Source organism: Microcella sp., from assembly GCF_019739195.1.
Taxonomy (GTDB): Bacteria; Actinomycetota; Actinomycetes; order Actinomycetales; family Microbacteriaceae; genus Microcella.
Genome location: NZ_JAHHDS010000003.1, coordinates 1,794,954 through 1,814,558, shown reverse-complemented (window position 1 = coordinate 1,814,558; position 19,605 = coordinate 1,794,954). Strand labels below are relative to the sequence as shown.

General features: G+C 69.6%; 23 protein-coding genes. 11 read left to right on the top strand and 12 right to left on the bottom strand.

Annotation, left to right across the window (positions count from 1 at the left end; genetic code table 11):
• Nucleotides 1–21: 21 nt before the first annotated feature.
• Entirely contained in the window at nt 22–1,086 is a 1,065-nt protein-coding gene (locus KL788_RS10610; RefSeq protein WP_293171202.1) for a polyprenyl synthetase family protein, read from the bottom strand.
• Complete coding sequence (locus tag KL788_RS10605) at nt 1,083–1,820, bottom strand: class I SAM-dependent methyltransferase (RefSeq protein ID WP_293171200.1); 738 nt, start codon at nt 1,818–1,820, stop codon at nt 1,083–1,085. Before KL788_RS10605 ends, KL788_RS10610 begins: the two co-directional genes overlap by 4 nt.
• 126 nt (nt 1,821–1,946) lie before the next feature.
• Here KL788_RS10605 and KL788_RS10600 point away from each other — a divergent pair, with 126 nt between their 5' ends.
• Nucleotides 1,947–3,164 carry an isochorismate synthase gene (locus KL788_RS10600; RefSeq protein WP_428846135.1) on the top strand — a complete coding sequence of 406 codons (1,218 nt, stop codon included), beginning with the start codon at nt 1,947–1,949 and terminating at the stop codon, nt 3,162–3,164.
• A gap of 195 nt (nt 3,165–3,359) precedes the next feature.
• Here KL788_RS10600 and KL788_RS10595 read toward each other — a convergent pair whose 3' ends face one another.
• Complete coding sequence (locus tag KL788_RS10595; protein WP_293171196.1) at nt 3,360–3,770, bottom strand: hypothetical protein; 411 nt, start codon at nt 3,768–3,770, stop codon at nt 3,360–3,362.
• A gap of 356 nt (nt 3,771–4,126) precedes the next feature.
• Between KL788_RS10595 and KL788_RS10590 the strand changes: the two genes are divergently transcribed.
• A complete protein-coding gene (locus KL788_RS10590; protein ID WP_293171194.1) occupies nt 4,127–4,390 on the top strand; it encodes a type II toxin-antitoxin system prevent-host-death family antitoxin in 264 nt (87 codons plus the stop codon).
• Nucleotides 4,387–4,644, top strand: coding sequence for a type II toxin-antitoxin system RelE family toxin (locus KL788_RS10585; RefSeq protein ID WP_293171192.1), 258 nt, complete (start codon nt 4,387–4,389; stop codon nt 4,642–4,644). The genes KL788_RS10590 and KL788_RS10585 overlap by 4 nt, the downstream gene beginning before the upstream one ends.
• A gap of 3 nt (nt 4,645–4,647) precedes the next feature.
• On the opposite strand, the gene KL788_RS10580 is transcribed toward KL788_RS10585, so the two are convergent.
• Genes KL788_RS10580 through KL788_RS10570 form a run of 3 tightly spaced genes read right to left on the bottom strand, consistent with a single transcriptional unit; the run spans nt 4,648 to nt 7,518 of the window.
• Complete coding sequence (locus tag KL788_RS10580) at nt 4,648–5,472, bottom strand: PPK2 family polyphosphate kinase (protein ID WP_293171190.1); 825 nt, start codon at nt 5,470–5,472, stop codon at nt 4,648–4,650.
• Between the two features lie 26 nt (nt 5,473–5,498).
• Nucleotides 5,499–7,190, bottom strand: coding sequence for a 2-succinyl-5-enolpyruvyl-6-hydroxy-3-cyclohexene-1-carboxylic-acid synthase (gene menD, locus KL788_RS10575; protein WP_293171188.1), 1,692 nt, complete (start codon nt 7,188–7,190; stop codon nt 5,499–5,501).
• Nucleotides 7,162–7,518 (bottom strand): PLD nuclease N-terminal domain-containing protein, encoded by a 357-nt coding sequence (locus KL788_RS10570; RefSeq protein WP_293171186.1) that lies wholly within the window; start codon nt 7,516–7,518, stop codon nt 7,162–7,164. Before KL788_RS10570 ends, menD begins: the two co-directional genes overlap by 29 nt.
• A 60-nt stretch (nt 7,519–7,578) precedes the next feature.
• Here KL788_RS10570 and KL788_RS10565 point away from each other — a divergent pair, with 60 nt between their 5' ends.
• The 5 genes from KL788_RS10565 to KL788_RS10545 all read left to right on the top strand — a co-directional run bounded on the left by KL788_RS10565 (nt 7,579) and on the right by KL788_RS10545 (nt 11,081).
• A complete protein-coding gene (locus KL788_RS10565; RefSeq protein WP_293171184.1) occupies nt 7,579–7,875 on the top strand; it encodes a DUF4229 domain-containing protein in 297 nt (98 codons plus the stop codon).
• A 110-nt stretch (nt 7,876–7,985) separates the two neighbouring features.
• On the top strand, nt 7,986–8,462 hold the full coding sequence (locus tag KL788_RS10560) for a thioredoxin family protein (protein ID WP_293171182.1): 477 nt from the start codon (nt 7,986–7,988) through the stop codon (nt 8,460–8,462).
• Nucleotides 8,463–8,471: 9 nt separating this feature from the next.
• Nucleotides 8,472–9,215, top strand: coding sequence for a cytochrome c biogenesis CcdA family protein (locus tag KL788_RS10555; RefSeq protein WP_293171180.1), 744 nt, complete (start codon nt 8,472–8,474; stop codon nt 9,213–9,215).
• Nucleotides 9,208–9,957: a response regulator transcription factor gene (locus KL788_RS10550; protein WP_293171178.1), complete on the top strand. Its 750-nt coding sequence runs from the start codon at nt 9,208–9,210 to the stop codon at nt 9,955–9,957. Before KL788_RS10555 ends, KL788_RS10550 begins: the two co-directional genes overlap by 8 nt.
• Nucleotides 9,954–11,081, top strand: a complete 1,128-nt coding sequence (locus tag KL788_RS10545; protein ID WP_293171176.1) for a sensor histidine kinase — start codon at nt 9,954–9,956, stop codon at nt 11,079–11,081. The genes KL788_RS10550 and KL788_RS10545 overlap by 4 nt, the downstream gene beginning before the upstream one ends.
• On the opposite strand, the gene KL788_RS10540 is transcribed toward KL788_RS10545, so the two are convergent.
• From KL788_RS10540 to KL788_RS10530, 3 genes are all read right to left on the bottom strand, one after another.
• Complete coding sequence (locus KL788_RS10540; protein WP_293171173.1) at nt 11,078–12,055, bottom strand: 1,4-dihydroxy-2-naphthoate polyprenyltransferase; 978 nt, start codon at nt 12,053–12,055, stop codon at nt 11,078–11,080. The genes KL788_RS10545 and KL788_RS10540 overlap by 4 nt on opposite strands.
• A gap of 10 nt (nt 12,056–12,065) precedes the next feature.
• A complete protein-coding gene (locus KL788_RS10535; protein WP_293171170.1) occupies nt 12,066–13,205 on the bottom strand; it encodes an AMP-binding protein in 1,140 nt (379 codons plus the stop codon).
• A 118-nt stretch (nt 13,206–13,323) separates the two neighbouring features.
• Nucleotides 13,324–14,355, bottom strand: coding sequence for a serine hydrolase domain-containing protein (locus KL788_RS10530; RefSeq protein WP_293171167.1), 1,032 nt, complete (start codon nt 14,353–14,355; stop codon nt 13,324–13,326).
• A gap of 80 nt (nt 14,356–14,435) precedes the next feature.
• Here KL788_RS10530 and KL788_RS10525 point away from each other — a divergent pair, with 80 nt between their 5' ends.
• The gene (locus KL788_RS10525) at nt 14,436–15,059 is read left to right on the top strand and encodes a TetR/AcrR family transcriptional regulator (protein ID WP_293171163.1); all 624 of its coding nucleotides are present in this window, start codon (nt 14,436–14,438) and stop codon (nt 15,057–15,059) included.
• Nucleotides 15,060–15,164: 105 nt separating this feature from the next.
• On the opposite strand, the gene KL788_RS10520 is transcribed toward KL788_RS10525, so the two are convergent.
• On the bottom strand, nt 15,165–16,079 hold the full coding sequence (locus KL788_RS10520) for a 1,4-dihydroxy-2-naphthoyl-CoA synthase (RefSeq protein WP_293171160.1): 915 nt from the start codon (nt 16,077–16,079) through the stop codon (nt 15,165–15,167).
• A gap of 121 nt (nt 16,080–16,200) precedes the next feature.
• On the opposite strand from KL788_RS10520, the gene KL788_RS10515 reads away from it, so the two are divergent.
• The gene (locus KL788_RS10515; RefSeq protein ID WP_293171157.1) at nt 16,201–17,205 is read left to right on the top strand and encodes an o-succinylbenzoate synthase; all 1,005 of its coding nucleotides are present in this window, start codon (nt 16,201–16,203) and stop codon (nt 17,203–17,205) included.
• A gap of 80 nt (nt 17,206–17,285) precedes the next feature.
• Nucleotides 17,286–17,888: a hypothetical protein gene (locus KL788_RS10510; RefSeq protein WP_293171154.1), complete on the top strand. Its 603-nt coding sequence runs from the start codon at nt 17,286–17,288 to the stop codon at nt 17,886–17,888.
• A 135-nt stretch (nt 17,889–18,023) separates the two neighbouring features.
• Here KL788_RS10510 and KL788_RS10505 read toward each other — a convergent pair whose 3' ends face one another.
• Both KL788_RS10505 and ccsB read right to left on the bottom strand, forming a co-directional pair.
• Complete coding sequence (locus KL788_RS10505; protein WP_293171151.1) at nt 18,024–18,464, bottom strand: peptidoglycan-binding domain-containing protein; 441 nt, start codon at nt 18,462–18,464, stop codon at nt 18,024–18,026.
• 114 nt (nt 18,465–18,578) lie between these two features.
• On the bottom strand, nt 18,579–19,541 hold the full coding sequence (gene ccsB / locus KL788_RS10500; RefSeq protein WP_293171148.1) for a c-type cytochrome biogenesis protein CcsB: 963 nt from the start codon (nt 19,539–19,541) through the stop codon (nt 18,579–18,581).
• Nucleotides 19,542–19,605: the final 64 nt, after the last annotated feature.

The following is a 19,605-nucleotide window of genomic DNA, read 5'->3' as shown; positions in this document are numbered from 1 at the left end:
GGCGGGCGCGGTCAGCGACGCTCACGTGCTGCGGTCGACCACGGCCTCGGCGAACTTGGTCAGGGCGAGCTTGACGGGCCCGTCGGGCAGCGGCTCGAGGGCGGCGACGGCCTCGTCGGCCCAGCGGCGCGCCTCGTCGAGGGTCTCGGTCGTCACATCGTGCGCGCGCAGCTCGGCGATCGCCGCGGCGAGCTCGGTCTCGTCTCCGTCGATCTCGACGTGCAGCTCGATGCGGGCGAGCAGCGCGGCGGCATCGACATCCGTGCGCGCTGCTCTTCGCAAGAACAGCAGGGGCAGTGTCGCCACCCCACTGCGCAGATCGGTTCCCTGAGGCTTGCCGGTCTCCGACTCGGGCTCGGCCAGATCGATCACGTCGTCGATGAGCTGGAAGGCCACGCCGATCTTCTCGCCGAAGGCGACCACGGGTGCCGCGTAGTGCTCGGGCGCCTTCGAGAAGATGACGCCCATCTGCGCCGCGGCGGCGATGAGCGAGCCCGTCTTGTCGGCGAGCACGCGCAGGTAGTGCTCGATCGGGTCGTCGTCGATGCGCGGGCCGATGGTCTCGTGCAGCTGCCCGAGGCACAGCCGCTCGAAGGTGTCGGCCTGCAGCTTGATGGCCCCCTCGCCGAGGCTCGCGACGAGCTTGCTCGCCCGAGCGAACAGCAGGTCTCCCGTGAGGATCGCGACCGAGTTGCCCCAGACGCTCTGCGCCGAGGGGACACCGCGGCGCATCTCGGCCTCGTCCATGACGTCGTCGTGATAGAGCGATGCGAGGTGCGTGATCTCGACGGCCTGCGCGGCGGTGATGACGGAGGGGTTGTTGCCCTCGCCGAGCTGCGCCGTCAGCAGCGTGAGCACAGGGCGGATGCGCTTGCCCCCCGCTTCGAGCAAGTAGCGCGACGTGACATCGGCCATGTCGTCGGCGAAGGCGACCTCGCGCAGCAGGCCCTCTTCGACCTCGACGAGGCCGGTCTCGATCGCGTCGGCGAAACGACGTTCCTCGCTCGAGGCGAAGAGCTTCTCGCCGAGGCCGAGCGATGCGCTGAGCGTCTTGCTGCGGCGGGCGAGCGGTGGAAGGCGGGTCAACGGTTCGCCGATCTCTTGGGGCGCGGGGCCGACGGAGCGACGGCGGGCTTGCGGCCGCGGTGCAGTGCCACGACGCCCGCCGACAGATTGCGGTACCCGACGGTCGTGAAGCCGGCGGTGCGCAGCCACTCACTGAGCACCGGTTGCGACGGCCACGCCTCGATCGACTCGAACAGGTAGCGGTAGGCGTCGGGGTTCGAGCTCGCCGCGCCCGCGATGAGCGGCATGACGTGCTTGAGGTAGGCCTGGTAGGCCGCACGCAGAGGGGCGAACGGTGGGCGTGAGAACTCACAGATCACGACGCGACCACCGGGCTTGAGCACGCGGAGCATCTCGGCGAGCGCCACCTCGGGGTGCTGCACGTTGCGCAGGCCGAAGCTGATCGTCACGGCGTCGAACTCGGCGTCGCCGAACGGCAGCTTCTCGGCATCGCCCTGCACGAAGGTGAGGTCGGGGTGCCGGCGTCGACCCTCGTCGACCATGCCCTGCGAGAAGTCGAGCGCGATGATCTCGGCACCCGTCTTGGCGAGCGCGACCGAGCTGGTGCCCGTGCCGGCGGCGATGTCGAGAATGCGCTCGCTCGGCTTCGGGTCGACCGCCTTGACGGTCGCGATGCGCCACAGCGCCGCGTTGCCCACCGACAGCACGGCGTTCGTGCGGTCGTAGCCGCGGGCGACACCGTCGAACATCGCGGCGACGTCTCGCGGAGTCTTCGACAGATCGGCCCTCGTCACAGGATCGAGTCTAGTGAGCGTCGGCCCGGGGTTCGCCGTGAGCGACCTGGGGGACTGTCGGGCGCGGAGTACCCTGAGCAGGTGCCTGAATCCGCCGCGCCCGCGGTCTCTGTGCCCCCGGTGGCGTTGCGGGCGGTGACCGCGACAGCGCATCCGCACGAGGTGTTGCTGGAGCTTGCCGACCTGCGCGACCCGCTCGTCGCTCTGCGTCGAGACGACGGCATCATCGGCATCGGTGAGCTGCTGCGGCTCGAGTTCTCGGGCCCCGATCGGCTGACCGAGGCTGCGGAGGCCTGGCGGGGCATCTCAGCCGCGGCCGACGTGAAAGACGGCGTGGGCCTCGCGGGCTGCGGACTCGTGGCGTTCGGCACCTTCGCGTTCGCCGACTCGTCGACTGCGGCGAGCGTGCTCGTCGTTCCGCAGTTGATCGTCGGCCGGCGCGACGGGGTGAGCTGGGTCACCCGCATCACGGTGCAGGGCGACGACACGGTGACCGAGCCCCCGAACGCCGCGCCGATCGGCGAGCGGCCTCGCGCGACCCTCGCCGCGGCCTCGCTGAGCCGCGAAGGCTTCACGGCGGTCGTCGGCAGTGCTGTGCAGGCGATCCGCGACGGGCGGGTCGAGAAGGTGGTGATCGCGCGCGATGCTGTGGCGAGCATCCCGCCCGATGCCGACCGGCGCGCCCTGCTGAGCGAACTCGCCGACCGCTACCCCGACTGCCTCACCTTCGCGGTCGACGGCCTCATCGGCGCGAGCCCCGAAACGCTCGTGAGCGTGCACGCGCACGAGGCGAGCGCACGAGTGCTCGCGGGCAGCACGGCCCGCGGCGCGGGGTCGGCCGACGATGCCGCCGCGGCCGCCACGCTCGCAACGAGCCAGAAAGACCTCGACGAGCACGCCTTCGCGGTGCGCAGCGTGCTCGACGCCCTGCAGCCGCACGTGCGGGCGATCACCGCGAGCGAGCTGCCCTTCACGCTCAAGCTGCCCAACCTGTGGCACCTCGCGACCGACATCGAGATGCAGCTGGGCGACGGGGCGAGTGCGCTCGATCTGGTCGCGGCGCTACACCCGACCGCGGCGGTCGCCGGTTCGCCTCGGGATGCTGCGCTCGAGCTCATCGGCGAGCTCGAGCCTTTCGATCGCGGACGCTACGCCGGCCCCGTCGGCTGGATCGACCAAGACGGCGACGGCGAGTGGGTCATCGCCCTGCGCTGCGCGCGCATCGACGACGACGGCGCACTCACGGCATATGCCGGCGCGGGCATCGTCATCGACTCCGATCCCGACTCCGAGCTCGCCGAGACCCGCATGAAGTTCCGGCCCATCGCCGACGCTCTCCGCTAAGGCTGGGCTCGTCCTACCGCGCTAGCCGCCGTCAGGAGAGCCTGAGAAGTCGTCTCTCACTACTCGGAGACTTGAGACAGACTTCTGAGACTCATCGCCCGGGCGTGTCGTCGGCTCAGCGCGGGGTCTCAATAGAAGATCGCTTCTGAGACCGCGCTAGATCTGACAGCGGTTGTTGGGAGAACTCCCCGTGCACTAAAACCCGGTGTGATTCAGTCGAGCAGTCCTACGACGCTGACCAAGAATCACCCCTGCCGGCGACCGCGTCGGACAGGAAACCGGACAGGCATTAAACCCAGGCCGAATCACATCCCTCTCCACCACCGGAAGCCCTTCGGCCTGCGCCAAGAGATCATCCTCGGCAGAGGCGCGCACCCCGGCGGCCTTCTTGATGACGTCTTCGGACAGCAACACCGGTTCATCGATGTCGAAACGACCCTCAGGAAAAGTGGGAAGCGGTGCAACGTAGTCAAGAGCCTCCACCAGGGGGGCCTCTCGCTCCTCGTCAAGGAGAATGTCGACCGGTTCCACCGGCGCCGCGACAGCGACTTGCTCGGTGCCGGGCATCATGGCTAAGCCGGCGACCAGGGCGACGGCTGAGGCCATGCCGACAAGACGAAGAGATTGGGACCAAACGACCATGTGACTACTCCGCGCTGCCAAGGGGGGTGGAGGCCGGCGAGCACGAGATGTGAGCGTCGATCAGGCATCACGCTAAGCCCCAGAGAAACCCGCCCGCAGTCGGCACTTTGGAGGACATGGCCCCGTAACCGTCACGCAGCCTTCTTCGGATTCAGGCCCGGGCGCGCGGAGGGTCGGCCCGATGTCTCAATAGACGATCGTTGAGGAGACCAGGCTTCGGAGGGCTGCGTCGGATGGGGTCAGAATCACGTGAGTTTGGCGCCTGACCGACAACGTATTCACGTTGTGTACACAAAGCCAATTCGCATACAATGGTCCTCATGGACACAGTGACTAACGAGGTTTCGACGCGCGAACTGCGCAGTCAGTTGGCCGATGTGCTCGGCCGAGCGATGTATGCGGGCGAGCGCATCGGCGTGACCCGCAATGGCAAGCTCGCCGCGGTCGTCATCAGCGTGGCTGACCTCGAGGCACTCGAAGCATTCGAGCATGCGCAGGATCTTGCCGCCTACCGCGACGCGAAAGCCGCGGACGACGGGGCTCGCGTGACCCTCGATGAACTGCGAGCCGAGCTGGCTTCTTGACCTACAGCGTCGAATTCACCACTTCCGCTGCGCGCCAGGTGAAGAAGCTTCCGCGCCCCGCCCGTGAGCGCCTTCTCGCCGCTATCCAAAAGCTCGGCGATGACCCGCGCCCGCCAGGCTGCACGAAACTGGTCGGTGAAGAGATCGCGTGGCGACTGCGTGTTGGTGACTATCGAATCGTCTACGACGTCTTCGACGACGTGCTCACGGTGCTCATCGTGCGGGCGGGGAACCGGCGCGAGATCTACCGGTAGTTGCTACGTAGCCGCGAGGCGCTTCTTCTCGGCCTCGACGTCGAAGTCGGCCGCAGGCCACTGCGGGTCGATCTTCTCGAGCGCGTCGAGCAGCAGGGTCTGCACGGCGAGCCGTGCGTACCACTTGCGGTCGGCGGGCACAACGTACCAGGGGGCGTCGTCGGTGTCGGTGCGCGTGATGGCGAGCTCGTAGGCCTGCTGGTAGTCGTTCCAGAGCATCCGTTCATCGATGTCGCCCGGGCGATACTTCCAGTGCTTGTCGGGTCGGTCGAGGCGCTCGGCGAGACGCTCTTTCTGCTCGTCGGCGCTGATGTGCAGCATCACCTTGACGAGCGCGATGCCGCTGTCGACGACGCGGCGCTCGAACTGCACGATGTCGTCGTAGCGCTGCTCGATCTCGGCGGCGGGGGCCAGCTGGCGCACGCGCCCGATGAGCACGTCTTCGTAGTGCGAACGGTCGAAGACGCCGATCATGCCGGGCGCCGGCAGCTGCTTCTCGACTCGCCACAAGAAGTGGTGGGCGAGCTCTTCCTCCGTCGGCTTCTTGAAGGCGGCGAGCTGAATGCCCTGCGGGTCGACCGCCCCGACAACGTGGCGTACGATGCCGCCCTTGCCGGCGGTATCCATCGCCTGAATCACGAGCAGAACGCGCTGGGTCGAGCCCGCCTTGCTCGCCGCGTACAGCCGCTCTTGCACCTCGCTGAGCCGCTCGGCGCCGTCGGCGAGCGCTGCCTCGGCCGCCTTCTTGTCGCCGTCGAATCCGGGCGTCGACGAGGTGTCTATGTCGTTGAGACGCAGATCGGCAGGGGGTCTCAGCAGTTCGCGCATGACTCGGATGCTACCCGCCGCTGTTCTCACGGCTCGAGCGGCACCTCGACGAGCAGCAGAGACTCAGGGGCGGTCAGCGCGTCGTCGAGCTCGGCGCGGGTGGTTGCGCGGCGATAGGCCCAGCCGCCCGCCGCGGCGAGCGACGCGAAGTCGGCGCGGTGCGGCGTGCGCATGACGGTGGCGAAATCGTCGGGGTCGGCGGTCTGCGCCACCTCGAGGGCATCGAAGATCGTGCCGCCACCGTCGTTGCCGACGATGACGTGCAGGCGGATGCCCTCCGGCAGGGGCACGAGCAAGGCCCCCGCATCGTGCAGCACCGCGAGGTCACCCGCGAGCACTCGCGTCGTGCCCGTCGAGCCGTCGCGCGCCGCGGCGAGCGCGATGCCCGTCGCGGTCGAGATGGTGCCGTCGATGCCCGCGAGCCCCCGATTGGCATGCACCCTGATGGCTTTGCCGGGCACGATCGCGTCGGCGACGCGGATGAGGCGCGACGCTGCCAGCACCAGGCGATCGTGCGGCCAGGTGGATGCCCACAGAGCCCGCGCGAGCATCCGCCGGTCGATCGGGGCGCGAAGAACGGCGAGCTCGGCCTGCGCGAAGGCGGCGCGCACGCCGCGGTCGCTCGACACCGCGAGCGACAGGTCGGGAGCGGGGTCATCGGGTGCGTCGCTCTCGAGCACGGCGCGCGACATGCTCACCCAGCCGCCCACCCAGCGCCGCACAACCGCGGGGTCGGGGGTGCCCAGCACGCGCACGTCGTCGACGACGCGGGCGCGGCGCCCGGGGTTGTAGTCTTCGACCCCCGGCGTGCGCACGACGATGACGTCGACGTCGCCGCGTTCGAGCAGCTGCGGCACCTCACGGCTGAGCGTCGGGTGCCCGAGCACGATGGCCCGCCCGACGGCCTCGCCGTGCGGCCCGCGCAGCACGTCGCGGTAGGCGACGACGGCGTGGCGGCCGAAGCGCGCGCCGCTCGACACCTCGGCGATGAGGGGGGCTCCGAGATCGACGGCCAGCTGTTCGGCGCGGGGGCCGGCGCCGTGGCCCGCGATGACGACCGTGGCGTCGTCTGGGTGGAGATCGAGCACGGTAGCCGCGACCGCGTCACTCACGGGCGGTTCGCCGAGCGCGAGGCCCGTGTCGATCGAGATCGGCCCGCTCAGGGGCTCGCGGTAGGCGAGATTGACGTGCACGGGCCCGTCAAGGCTGGCGCGCACGGCCAGCACCGCGAGCTCGCGCGCGTCGTCGAGCTCGCCGGGGGCGCCGGTGGGCGCCGGAACATCCCAGTCGGCACGCACGAGGTCGCCGAAGATGCCCGGCTGCTGCGTGGTCTGGTTCGCGCCGATGCCGCGCAGTTCAGCGGGCCGGTCGGCGCTGAGCACGATGATGCCGACCCCGCTGTGGTGCGCCTCGAGCACCGCGGGGTGCAGATTGGCGACGGCCGTGCCCGAGGTGCAGATGATCGCGACCGGGCGCCCGCTCTCGACAGCAAGGCCGAGCGCGGTGAACCCGGCGACGCGCTCGTCGATGCGCACGTGCAGCGAGACGGCACCCGTGCGAGCGAGCGCGGCGGCCGTGAGCGCGAGAGCCTGCGAACGAGAGCCGGGGCTCAGCACGATGTCGGCGACACCGCGCCGCACGAGCTCATCGAGCAGTGCGCCCGCCGCCGCGCTGGCCGGCGAGGCGGTCTCAGCGCTCGGGGTCGGCGGGGGTGTCATCGTCGAGATCGGCGAGCTCTTGCTCGAGCCGACGCAGTCGTTCGTCTTGCTCGGCGCGCCTCGTTATCTCGTCACTGCTCAGGGTGCTGAGAAAGCTGGGGTCATCGTCGGGGGCGACGGGGCGGGCCATCGAGCCGGCCGTGCGCCGCGCCTTGCCGACGAACAGCCAGAGCAGGCCGCCGATGACCGGCAACAAGACGACCACGAACGCCCACAGCGCTTTCGGAAACGCCCGCACGCGCGAACGCTCGGTGAGCAGCACGTCCACGAACGTGTAAATCGTGAACGCAATGGCAATCACGAGCAGCACGATGAGGAACCTGGTCATGCTCGCAGTCTACGCCGGGGGTCTGGGCAGGCCCCGAGAAGGGCCTCGTAGACTGCAGTCGTGAGCCCCTGGATTCAGTACACGCTGGTGCGCCTCGGCGTCTTCGCCGCGGCCTTCACCGTGCTCTACCTCGTTCTGCCGACGCCGCTCGCCTCGGTGGATGTGGTCGGGTTCGCCGCCATCGTGGTCGTCACGCTGGTCGCCGCCATCATTGCGCTCACCCTGTCGTACATCTTCTTGGGGCGGTTGCGTGATGCCGTCGCACTCGATCTGGCCTCCCGTCGCGCCCGACCCTCGATCGATCCGGATGCTGATGCCGAAGACGCCGCAGTGCGCAGCGACTCGGCCGAGAGCTGACGAGCCGTAAGAATCTGTAATCGTCTCGCCCTGTGCGCGGCCGTTGCCCGCACCTACAGTCAAGTCATCGGTCGGGCATCGTCGGCCAGAAACAACGAGAGGTGCGGGGAATGCGCAACATGACACTCATCGCCGCCATTGCGGCCACCATGCTGCTGGCGGGGTGCGCGACGGGCGGGGGCCCGGACGCAGCGCAAACACCTCCTGTTGTCTCTGCGCCGACGACGCCCGACCCGACTCCGACCGACGAGATGCCCGTTGAGGCTGAGCCGGCCGTGCAGCCCGGCGACTACGTCGAGTACTACGACGGTGCGATCGCCGAGACAGCCGGCACCAAGGTGCTGTTCTTCCACGCCTCGTGGTGCCCGAAGTGCCGTGCGCTCGAAGAAGACATTCTCGCCAACCAGATTCCCGACAACTTCACGGTCTTCAAAGTCGACTTCGACACGGCGACCGAGCTGCGGCAGCGCTACGGCGTGACCCTGCAGACCACGATCGTCTACGTCGATGACGAGGGCGACGCCCTGGCCAAGGGCGTGCTCTACGACGACACGACACTCGCGGCGCTGCTCGCCGCGGCACCCTAGGTCGCCGGCGTGGAAGGCCTGATCTTCGTCAGCCTGGCCGCGGGCGTGCTCACGGTCGCTGCGCCGTGCGTGCTGCCGCTGCTGCCGGTCATCGTCGGCGGCTCGATCGTGGCCGACGGCGAGGATTCACGCCGGGCGCGCTGGCGCCCGTTCGTCATCGCCGCGTCACTCGCGGTGAGCGTCATCGCCTTCACGCTGCTGCTCAAGGCGACGACGGCGCTGCTCGGAGTGCCGACGCAGGTCTGGCAGATCATCTCGGGCGTCATCGTCATTCTGCTCGGCATCAACCTGCTGTTCCCGGCGCTGTGGGAGTCGCTCTCGACGCGCCTCGGGCTCGGCACCCGCAGCAACAAGGTGCTCGACTCGTCGGTGCAGCGGCAGTCGGTCTGGGGCGACGTGTTGACGGGCGCCGCACTCGGACCAGTGTTCAGCAGCTGCAGCCCAACGTACGCGCTCATCGTCGCGACGGTGCTGCCCGTCTCGTTCGCCGAAGGCCTGCTCTACGTCACGCTCTACGCGATCGGCCTCGCGGTGCCGCTGCTGCTCATCGCGCTGGCCGGGCGCACCGCCGCGCGGCGTCTCGGCTGGCTCGCCGACCCTCGCGGCTGGTTCAGGCGGTCGATGGGCGTGCTCTTCATCATCGTCGGCATCGTCGTGATCATCGGGGCCGACAAGGCGCTGCAGACACTCATCCTCGACCTGGGCTGGTACGACCCGATCGCCGACCTCGAAGGCGTGCTGCGCGGTGGCTGACGCGTCGCACACGGGCGCCGCTGATCGACCGCTCGACGGTCGACGGGTGCTCGTGGTCGACGACGATCCGACGTTGCTCGAGATCGCGGCGGCCTACCTCACCGCCGCCGGTAGCGTTGTCGATGTGGCGCCTGACTCGGTCACGGCGCTCGAGCTCGCGAGTGCGCGACCGCCCGACCTCGTCGTGCTCGACCGCATGATTCCCGGCGTCGACGGCCTGACCGTGGCGCGTCGACTACGTGAGACCTCGGCCGTGCCGATCATCATGCTCACGGCGCTCGGCGAGCCCGAGCACCGTATCGAGGGGCTTGAGGCGGGTGCCGACGACTACCTCGCCAAGCCCTTCTCGCCGCGCGAGCTCGTGCTGCGGGCCGAAGGTCTCATGCGGCGCGCGAGCCCGGGGCCCGAGCCGACGGGCGAGGTCGCCCTCGGTCGCCTTCGGGTTGACGCGGCACGTCGCGAGGCGCGGCTCGACACCCGAGCACTGGCCCTCACCGCTCGCGAGTACGACCTGCTCGACTACCTCGTGCGGCGGCCTGACCGCACCATCACGCGAGAACAGTTGCTCGCCGACGTCTGGGGGTGGACGGTGGGCGACGTCTCGACCATCACCGTGCACGTTCGACGCCTGCGCGAGAAGCTCGAAGCCGACCCGGGGGCTCCGGAGATCATCCAGACCGTGTGGGGGGTCGGCTACCGACTCAGCTCGGCCGCCCTGACGTCGCCGGCGGTGCCGCGATGACCGGCATGGACTACCTGCAGATCATCGCAACCTCGGCGGGCTCTGCGCTCGTCGCCGGGCTGATCGCCGCGGTGCTGCTGCGGCTCGCCCGCCGGGCCCCCCTGATCGTGCACGTGGTCGTCATCGTCGCGGCCGCGGTCGCCGCCGTCGCCGGCGGCATCGCACTCACGGCGAGCGGCATGTACATCTCCGACGACGACACGGCGGTGGCGCTCGCGGTGACCGCCGCGAGCGGCGTGGTCTCGGTCGTCATGGCGGTGCTGCTGGCGACGACGCTGTCACGGGATGCCCGCCACCTGGGCCGCGACGCCCGACGACTCGGTGCCGGCGAGGCGGTGCTGCCGGCCCCGCGCACGACCGCCGAACTGCACGCGGTGCAGGGTGAGCTGGTGGAGTCGAGCGCGCGACTGCGCTCGGCCCGAGAGGCGTCGGTGCGCGCAGAGCAGGCTCGCCGAGACCTCGTCGCGCGCATCGCGCACGACCTGCTGGCGCCGCTCGCGAGCATCCGCGCCATCGCCGAGACGCTCGAAGACGGCATGTCGCCCGACCCGCAGCGTCACGCCCGCCAACTCGGCGGCCACGTCACCCGGCTGCACTCGCTCATCGACGACCTCTTCGCCCTCTCGCGCATCGACGCGGGCACGCTCGCGATCACGCCCGAGCGCGTCTCACTGACCGACCTTGCGAGCGATGTCGTCGCCGACTACACCGAGCTCGCGGCCCGGCACGACGTGCGAGTGCGCTTCGGCGAGAGTCAGGGCGTGACGGTCGAGGTCGATTCGCGCGAGCTCAGCCGTGCCCTCATCAACGTGCTCGTGAACGCGATCGAGCACTCGCCGGCCGGTGCCGAGGTCACCGTGACCGTCGGGGCCGTCGAGGGGCGCGCCGCAGTGGTCGTGCGCGACGAGGGCCCCGGCGTCGACGCCGACGACCTGCAGCACCTGGGCACGGCCGGGTGGCGCGGCAGCACCGCACGCACGAGCCCTCGCGTCAGCATCGCGGGCGGCGCCGGGCTCGGTCTGGCGATCACCCACGCGATCGTCGAAGCCCACGGCGGCGAGGTGCGCGCCCGCACCGTCGACCCCGGCCTCGAGGTCTCGGTGCTCTTGCCGCTGCCCGCCTAGAAGGCGATCGCCGCCGCGAGCCCGAGCCCGGTGAGCAGAGCGCCGAGCGACGTGAGCTTGAGCGCGAGCACGAGCTCGCCCGGCGTGCGCGCCAGCAGCACGATGAGCGCGACCGGCGCCGAAATGAGCAGGGTGAAGTAGACGAGAGGCGCCCACTCGAACAGCAGCGCGAAGGGCACGAGCACACCGTAGACGCCCGCGAGCAACACAGTGAAGACAATGCGCGACGGAAGGTCGCCGATGCGCACGGCCAGCGTCTTCTTGCCGACCCGGGCATCCTGCTCGCGATCACGGATGTTGTTGACGAGCAGAATCGCCGCCGCGAAGAACCCGGCGATGACGCCCGCGAGAATCGACTCGAGCGGCGCCTGCTCGATCATGACGTAGGTCGTGCCGACGGTCGCGACGAGCCCGAAGAAGACGAAGGCGACGAGCTCGCCGAGCCCCGCATAGCCGTAGGGCCGCTTGCCGCCCGTGTAGAACCAGGCCGCGACAAGAGCGACCGCTCCCACCGCGAGCAACCACCAGATGCCGGTAAGCACCACGATCGCGATGCCCGCCGCCGCAGCGAGCGCGAAAAAGACGAGGGCGACGGTCAGCACCGTGCGGGGCTTCGCAGCCCCCGAGCCCGTCAGGCGGCTCGGACCGACGCGGTAGGCATCGGTGCCCCGCACGCCATCGCTGTAGTCGTTGGCGTAGTTGACGCCGATCTGCAGAAACATCGCGACGCCGAGGCACAGCAGCGCGATCGCGAGGTTGTACCCGAGCGTGTAGTACGCCACGGCGGTACCCATCGCCACCGGCGAGATCGCGAGGCTCAGCGTGCGCAGTCGCGCGCCGGCGATCCAGTCGCGGGCGGTCGCCTTCTGCACCTTGGCTGGGTTGCCGGATGCCGCGGTCGACTTCGCGGGGTTGGTGCGCTTGGTCTTCTTGTTGGCGGGCTTCTTCGCGCGCGCCTTCTTCGTCGTGGCCACGAGCGTGAGTTTAGTGACCCTGAGTCACGCGGCGAGTCAGCGCGAGCCGGTCGGGCTTGCCGCTCGGCAGCAGAGGGAGAGCATCCACCGTCAGAATGCGATCGGGACGCGCCTCGGGAGGCAGCACGGCACCGACAGCTCGGCGAAGGTCGGCGAGCGCGGGCCTCGCCGTCGTGACGACCACGGGCACCTCGCCCCACTCGGGGTCGTGGCCCGCGATGACGACGGCGTCGGCGAGCCCGGGCTGCTCGCGCACGATGCGCTCGACGTCGCCGAGGCGCACCTTGAGGCCGCCCGTCACGATCGTGTCGTCAAGGCGCCCGGTGATGCGCAGCACGCCGTTCTCGAGCTCACCGGCATCATCAGTGCGGTACCAGCGCGCCTCGTCGTGCTCGACGAAGGTGGCCGCGGTGCGCTCGGGGTCATCGAGGTAGTACTCGGCGAGCGTCGGCCCGCCCAGCTCGACGCGGCCGTCGACGATGCGAACCTGCGCCTGACCGACCGGCACACCGTCGTAGACGACGCCGCCGCAGGTCTCGCTCGAGCCGTAAGTGCGCGTGAGGTGCCAGCCGAGCGCGGTGGCCCGCTCGACGAGCGGTGCGGGGGTGGCCTGCCCGCCCACGAGGATGCGGTCGAAACCCGCGAGCGCGCGCCGCAGGTGGTCGTCTGCCTCAGCCTCGTCGACGAGGCGGCTCAACTGCGCGGGCACCAGGGCGGTGTAGTGCGGTGCGGAGGCCTCCATGGCGGCGACGGCCCCGATCACGCGTTCGGCGGTCAGCCTGCCGGGCGGCACGGGCATCGGTGTCGTACCCGCGGCGAGCGAGCGTGCGAGCACGTTGCTGCCCGCGATGTACTGCACCGGCAGCGCGAGCAGCCACTGCCCAGGGCCGCCGAGCGCACTCTCGGTCGCGGCCGCACTGGCGAGCACGGCGTCGGCGCTCAGCGCCACGCGCTTGGGTCGGCCGGTCGTTCCGCTCGTCTCGACGACGAGCGCGATGCGCTTCTCGACTGTGAGCGGGGCCGTGTGCACAGGGTTGACTCCCCCGCCGCGGAACAGCACGGCGGGGCCGTCGCCGCTCAGCGCCTCGCGCAGTGCCACCAGGCACGCGAGCGGATCAGCAGTGTCGACGACGGCGAGCGGACGAGTCACGCGCTCACGCTACCCCGCCCACCTGCGCCCCCCTTTTCAGATCTGGGGCAAAGGGGCGCTATCCCGGGGGTGATACGCCCTGTTGGCCCAGATCTGGGCCTCGGGGAGCGTCGGGGGCTCAGGATGCTGCGACCGCGGCCGTGCGGATCATCAACTGGTAGGGCAACTGCCGCTGCGCGAGCTGGTTGACCGTGCCGACGACGATGACGCCGCTGCGAGCATCCCGATAGAAGACCACCCCGGAGGCGCCGGAGTGCCCCTGAAACTCGAACGAGCGAAAGCCCGTGAGCACGGCCGGTAAGCGAAAGCGCATGACACCCGTGCCGTACTCGAGCGGTGAGAAGATGCGGTGCCAGTCGGTGAGCATCTCGTCGAGGAGGGCCGCGTCGAACAGTCGGCCGTCGAAGAACGCTTGTACGAAGGCGACCCCGTCGCGGAGGGTTGAGACCACGGCACCCTGACCTCCGCATGAGGCGAGCAACAGCGGCAGACGGAGTTCGCGATCGCTGTGCCGGATCACCGCCATCTCGTCGAAGCGGTCGAGCGTGTCAGTAGTGAACACGTAGGTGTGGTCGAGACCGAGGGGAGCCGTGATGCGCGCGCGCACCGAATCGGCAAACGTGCGCCCGTCGAGGCGCTCGACGACGCCGTCGAGCAGCTGGAACCCGGTGTCGCTGTAGAGGCCGCGGCCGCGGCGGGCGGGGGCCATCGCGCGGGTCCACTCGATGACCTCGGCCTCGCCCCAGCCGAAGTCGCTCTGCATGGCGCGCTCAAGTGTTGTCGGGCCGTCGGGGCGCTTGCCTTCGAAGTAGTCGGCGAGACCCGCCGTGTGGCCCATGACCTCGCGCACGGTGATCTCGGCGCTGACGTCGCGGCCGCTGTCAACGGCAAGGTCGCTGAGGTCGAGGTCGGTCAGGTAGCTCGCGATCGGAGCATCCCAGTCGAGCGTGCCCTCGTCGCGCAGCTGGGCGAGGCACACGACCGTGAAGAGCTTGCTCACGCTTGCGACGAAGAACGGCCGGTCGAGATCGCCGTGCGCGACGTCGAGCGCACCGTCGGGGGTAACGACGCGCCACAGCACCTCGCCGGTACGGCGGTCGGCCGCGCTCTTCTCGATCAGGCGGTGGATGCGCTGCTCTCGTGTCGCCATGCGCGGGTTCCTCTCGGCTGGTGTTATCGCCGTTAACATCGGCAGGTCATGTCTAGCGCACTCATGTGTACACTGTCAACATGTCGAGTGCGCGGAAGGCTGCGGGGTCAGCGCGGTCTCGCCCGGAACGCACCGCGTACCACCACGGCGCCCTGCGCGAGGCGCTCGTCGACGCCGGCGAAGCTTTGGCTCGGGCCGAAGCGCTCGAAGGCGTCACGGTGCGGCGCATCGCGGCAGCGTGCGGCGTGAGCGCGGCGGCCGTCTACCGGCACTTTCCGAGCGGCGATCACCTCATCGCGGCCGTCGCCCAGCGGGCGCGCGAGATCATGGCGCGCGACATGTTCGCCCGGCTCGCCGCGGCTGTCGGGCACCCGCCGATCGACCGGCTGCGCGAGGTCGGAGAGTCGTACATCGCCTTCGCGCTCGCAGAGCCGCAGCTGTTCTCGCTCGTGTCGATGCCCATGACGACACCGCCCGATCGGCCCGACGACCCGAATGCGGCCGACCTCGTGCGCGACATCGTGCTCGAACTCGAGCCGCCTGGCGCAGTCGACGAGAGCCGCGTGGCGAGCCGCATGATGCTCGCGCAGGCGAGTGCGCACGGCCTCGCGGTAATCCTGCGCGATTTCGTGCCCGACCCCGCCGCGCGCGAGATGCTCATCGCCGGGGTGCTCGACCGCGTGGGCGCAGGCCTCGAGGCCTAGCGCCATTTTGCCCCAGATCTGGGGCAAACCGGCGTTCAGGCTTCACTGTTCAGCCCTTTTGGAGCGAATCTGGAACTGGTCAGACCGGAGGTCAGCATCCCCCGCTCAGTACTGCCAGGGAAACGGCGACCAGTCGGGCGCGCGCTTCTCGAGGAAGCTGTCGCGACCCTCGACGGCCTCGTCAGTGCCATAGGCGAGCCGCGTGGCCTCGCCCGCGAAGAGCTGCTGGCCGACCATTCCGTCGTCGGTCAGGTTCATGGCGTACTTGAGCATGCGAATGGCCGTCGGGCTCTTCGTGAGAATCGTCTCGGCCCAGTCGAGCGCCGTCGACTCGAGCGAATCGTGCGGCACGACGGCGTTGACCGTGCCCATCTCGTAGGCGCGCTGCGCGTCGTACTCACGGGCGAGAAAGAAGATCTCGCGCGCCACCTTCTGCCCGACCTGCTTCGCGAGGTAGGCGCTGCCGTAACCCGCGTCGAACGAGCCCACGTCGGCGTCGGTCTGCTTGAAGCGCGCGTGCTCGCGGCTCGCGATCGTCAGGTCGCACACGACGTGCAGCGAGTGCCCGCCGCCGGCCGCCCAGCCGGGAACGACGGCGATCACGACCTTCGGCATGAAGCGGATAAGGCGCTGAACCTCGAGGATGTGGAGGCGACTCGCGCGCCCCGGCTCGACCGTCTCGGCCGTCTCCCCTTCCGCGTACTGGTACCCGCCGCGCCCCCGGATGCGCTGATCGCCCCCCGAACAGAACGCCCACCCGCCGTCTTTCGCGCTCGGGCCATTGCCTGTCAGCAGCACGACGCCCACCTGCGGGTTCTGGCGCGCGTCATCGAGCGCCCGGTACAGCTCATCGACCGTGTGCGGACGGAAGGCGTTGCGCACCTCGGGCCGATCGAACGCGATGCGGGCGATCCGGCCACTCGTGTCGAGGTGGTACGTGAGGTCGGTGAGATTCTCGAAGCCGGGCGCGACCACCCAGCGTGCGGCGTCAAAGGTCTCAGACACAAACGGCTCGGCCATGCCGCCAGCCTACGCGCGCGCCCTGTTCGCAACTCAGGCTGTCGCGGGAGTTGTGCGCGAAAAACACCGCACATCGGTCGGTTCCGCATGAGTTGCGAACAAGAACCGACAGACTGGGGGCATGGATGCTCTGCCCGAGCTCGACGACGTGCTGGGCCGCGCCCACGTGGTGAGTGTTCCGCTCGTGACGCGGTTCCGCGGCGTGGACCGCCGCGAGGCTGTGCTGCTCGACGGCCCGAGCGGATGGAGCGAGTTCAGTCCTTTCGTCGAATACGCCGATGACGAAGCCAGCACCTGGCTTGCCGCGGCCCTCGACTTCGGCTGGCGCGACTCGACGGTGCCCGCCGTGAGAGCGAGCATCCCTGTCAATGCAACACTGCCAGCCGTTCCGCTCGACCGCATCGCGCACACCCTCAGCCTGTTCGGCGACTGCCGCACCGTGAAGATCAAGGTGGGCGAACCGGGCGAGACGCTCGCCGACGACATCGCCCGCGTGCGCGAGACCCGGCGCCTGCTCGGGCCTGCCGGCCGCATCCGACTCGACGCGAACGGCGCGTGGACCGTCGACGAGGCTGAGCACGCCGTGCGCGCCCTCGAGCAGTTCGACCTCGAGTACGTCGAGCAGCCGTGCGCGAGTGTGCCCGAGCTCGCCGAACTGCGGCGGCGCATCCACCGCATTGATGTGCTCGTCGCCGCCGACGAGAGCGTGCGCAAGGCCGCAGACCCCCTCGCCGTCGCGCGTGCGGGGGCCGCCGACCTGCTCGTCATCAAGGTCGCTCCGCTCGGCGGCATCGACCGCGCGCTCACGATCGTGGCCGAATCGGGCCTGCCCGCGGTGGTCTCCAGCGCCCTCGACACGAGCATCGGCCTCGCGATGGGCGCCGAGCTCGCCGCACGCCTGCCGACTCTCGACTTCGACTGCGGGCTCGGCACGGCCGCATTGCTCGCCGACGACGTCGTCGCCCGGCCGCTGCGACCCGTCGACGGTGCGATCGCGGTCAGCCGCGTCGCCGCCGATGCGGATGCTCTCACGAGGCTCTCCGCCGACGCCGAACGCACAGCGTGGTGGCGTGCGCGGCTTGCTCGATGCCTGGCCCTGCTCGCCGACTCGGCAGAAGCGGACTAGGCAGAAACTGCTCACGCGCGCGACCCGGAGGCGGCGATACCCTCGAAGTGTTCGCCCGCTCGCCCGTCGAAGGAGCCACCATGCGCCGCGCATCACTCGCCCTCACCGCTGTCGCCCTGCTCGTTCTCGCCGGCTGCTCGACGGGCGGCAGCACCGAGGCTGACGTCGACCCCGATGCCTCCAGCTCTGGCGAAGGTGTCGAGACCGAGGCGCCTCCGGCCGACCCGCTCGACCCCGCGTGCCTGATCGGCGACTGGGTGCTGACGCAAGAGCAGATGCAGAGCTTCTACGACGCGGTCGCGTCAGAGACCGAGGGCATCACGTTCACCGCCGAAGGCCAGGCCGGCCTGAGCTTCACCGCGACCGACTACCGCTGGACCCCGGAGTTCACGTTGAGTCTCGAGGTCGCGGGTCTGGAAGGCCAGGGCGTCACCACCGGAACACTCGGCGGCACCTACACGGCGTCAGAAGGTGTGATCACGACAACCGTGGGTGACAACAACCTCGCGGCAACCCTCACGATCAACGGCGCGGTGCAAGACGGCTCAGACATTCTCGGATCGTTCATCTCGAGCGACCCCATCAACGACACCCCCTACGACTGCAGCGACCCCGATGCCCCGGTGCTGCAGTTCGAGACGGCGACGGGCCGCACGCCCATCGTGCTCGCCCGCGCGGGCTGACGCCGGGCGCCCCCAGACTTCTGCCGCTTCGCCAGCACTGTCCTTCCCGGGGTGGAGCCCGAGGCGGCGGAGGAACACGTCGACGGCGGCGCCCCCGAGGTGGGGAGCGCCGCCGTCGAGAGCCGTGGGTCGCGCCTAGAAGGTGCCGGCGTTCAGTCGCGTCTGCAGCGCCTTGACGGTCTGCGGACCGACCGCGCCATCGGCCGTGACCTTGAGGTGCGTCTGCAGCGCCTTCTTGCTCTGCGGGCCGAAGACGCCGTCGGCGGTGACGCCGAGCTTCTTCTGCAGGGCCTTGGTCGAGGCGGGGCCGAACTTGCCATCGACGGTCACGCCGAGCACGGTCTGCAGCGCCTTCGTCGTCGCCGGGCCCCACTCGCCGTCCACGACGAGCGACGCCTTGGGGGCGCTGGCGGCAGACGTCGCTGCTGCTTCAGCCTTCTCGGCAGCTTCGGCCTTCTTCTCGCGGGCCGCTTTCGCCTCGGCGAACGCCTTGTCATTGCGAGCCTGGATGCCCGCCTTGCGGGCCGCGTCGCTACGGGCCTTCTTGGCCGCCTCGTCGTCGTCGATCTTCGCCATGGACTACTCCTCGATGTCGGGCCCGCGCATTGCCATGGTCGACGATGACTCCGGGCATCGTGGCGTCACGGTAGCACAACGGTGCAACGAGGTGAGAGGGTCTCGCGCCTTGCGCTACAGGCCCGAATAGGAGTGCAACCCGGTGAAGGCGATGTTGACGATCGTGTAGTTGAAGATGACGGCCGAGAACCCGATGATCGCCAGCCACGCCGAGCGGTCGCCGCGCCAACCGCGCGTCGCACGAGCGTGGATGTAGCCGGCGAAGAGGGTCCAGATGATGAAGGTCCAGACCTCCTTGGTGTCCCAGCCCCAATAGCGGCCCCAGGCGCGCTCAGCCCAGATGGCTCCGGCGATGAGCGTGAAGGTCCAGAACACGAAGCCCACGACGTTGAGCCGGTAGGCGAGCGACTCGAGCGTCGCAGCGCCGGGCAGCGTGTCGAGAAAGCGCAGGCCGTTGACCTTGCGCACCTCGCGCTGCGAGCGCAGCAGCTGCATGATCGAGAGCCCCGCGCCGATCGCGAAGAACGCGGTAGCAAGAGTCGCGACGAGCACGTGGATGACGAGCCAGGCCGACTGCAGAGCGGGCGGCAGCGGCACGACGTCGACGTAGAAGTTGACGGTCACGATGCCGAGCGACAGAAGGGTGAAGCCCGTGATGTAGGCGCCGAGGTAGCGCACGTCTTTCCAGAACTGCACGAGCAAGAAGACGCCCATGCCCATGGCCGTGGCGGTGAGGCCGAACTCGAACATGTTGGCCCACGGCACTCGCTCGGCGGCGACGCCGCGCAAGACCGTGGCGCCGAGGTGCAGGGCGAAGCCCAGAACGGCGAGGGCGAAGGCGGCCCGCTGGTATCGCGTGGCGCCGTTCGACGGCTCTGCCGGTGCGACCTCGGGTGCCTCGAGCACGGCGGTGGTCGCGCCCCCGCCAGCGGCGGCCGACGTCTGCACGACAGCCGCGGGCACGGGTCGTTCGGCCGAACGCTTCGCGAGATCGAGCGTGAAGAGAATGAACGAGACCGTGTACACGCCCATGGCCGAGTAGACGGCGACGAGCGAGAGTGAGACGAGGTTTTCCATCAGGCCTTCATCGTACGGTCGAAATCTGAGAGCGCGGCTCGCCCCTCAGCGACAGTCGGGCCCT

What these genes read in the sequence shown, in the direction of transcription:
- menD (WP_293171188.1), bottom strand. Translation starts at nt 7,190, where the DNA reads ATGACACCCCCGCCGACCCCGAGCGCTGAGACCGCCTCGCCGGCCAGC.
- ccsB (WP_293171148.1), bottom strand. Translation starts at nt 19,541, where the DNA reads ATGGAAAACCTCGTCTCACTCTCGCTCGTCGCCGTCTACTCGGCCATG.
- KL788_RS10520 (WP_293171160.1), bottom strand. Translation starts at nt 16,079, where the DNA reads ATGGCCGAGCCGTTTGTGTCTGAGACCTTTGACGCCGCACGCTGGGTG.
- KL788_RS10525 (WP_293171163.1), top strand. Translation starts at nt 14,436, where the DNA reads ATGTCGAGTGCGCGGAAGGCTGCGGGGTCAGCGCGGTCTCGCCCGGAA.
- KL788_RS10590 (WP_293171194.1), top strand. Translation starts at nt 4,127, where the DNA reads ATGGACACAGTGACTAACGAGGTTTCGACGCGCGAACTGCGCAGTCAG.
- KL788_RS10515 (WP_293171157.1), top strand. Translation starts at nt 16,201, where the DNA reads ATGGATGCTCTGCCCGAGCTCGACGACGTGCTGGGCCGCGCCCACGTG.
- KL788_RS10505 (WP_293171151.1), bottom strand. Translation starts at nt 18,464, where the DNA reads ATGGCGAAGATCGACGACGACGAGGCGGCCAAGAAGGCCCGTAGCGAC.
- KL788_RS10510 (WP_293171154.1), top strand. Translation starts at nt 17,286, where the DNA reads ATGCGCCGCGCATCACTCGCCCTCACCGCTGTCGCCCTGCTCGTTCTC.
- KL788_RS10545 (WP_293171176.1), top strand. Translation starts at nt 9,954, where the DNA reads ATGACCGGCATGGACTACCTGCAGATCATCGCAACCTCGGCGGGCTCT.
- KL788_RS10580 (WP_293171190.1), bottom strand. Translation starts at nt 5,472, where the DNA reads ATGCGCGAACTGCTGAGACCCCCTGCCGATCTGCGTCTCAACGACATA.
- KL788_RS10595 (WP_293171196.1), bottom strand. Translation starts at nt 3,770, where the DNA reads ATGGCCTCAGCCGTCGCCCTGGTCGCCGGCTTAGCCATGATGCCCGGC.
- KL788_RS10530 (WP_293171167.1), bottom strand. Translation starts at nt 14,355, where the DNA reads ATGGCGACACGAGAGCAGCGCATCCACCGCCTGATCGAGAAGAGCGCG.
- KL788_RS10560 (WP_293171182.1), top strand. Translation starts at nt 7,986, where the DNA reads ATGCGCAACATGACACTCATCGCCGCCATTGCGGCCACCATGCTGCTG.
- KL788_RS10570 (WP_293171186.1), bottom strand. Translation starts at nt 7,518, where the DNA reads ATGACCAGGTTCCTCATCGTGCTGCTCGTGATTGCCATTGCGTTCACG.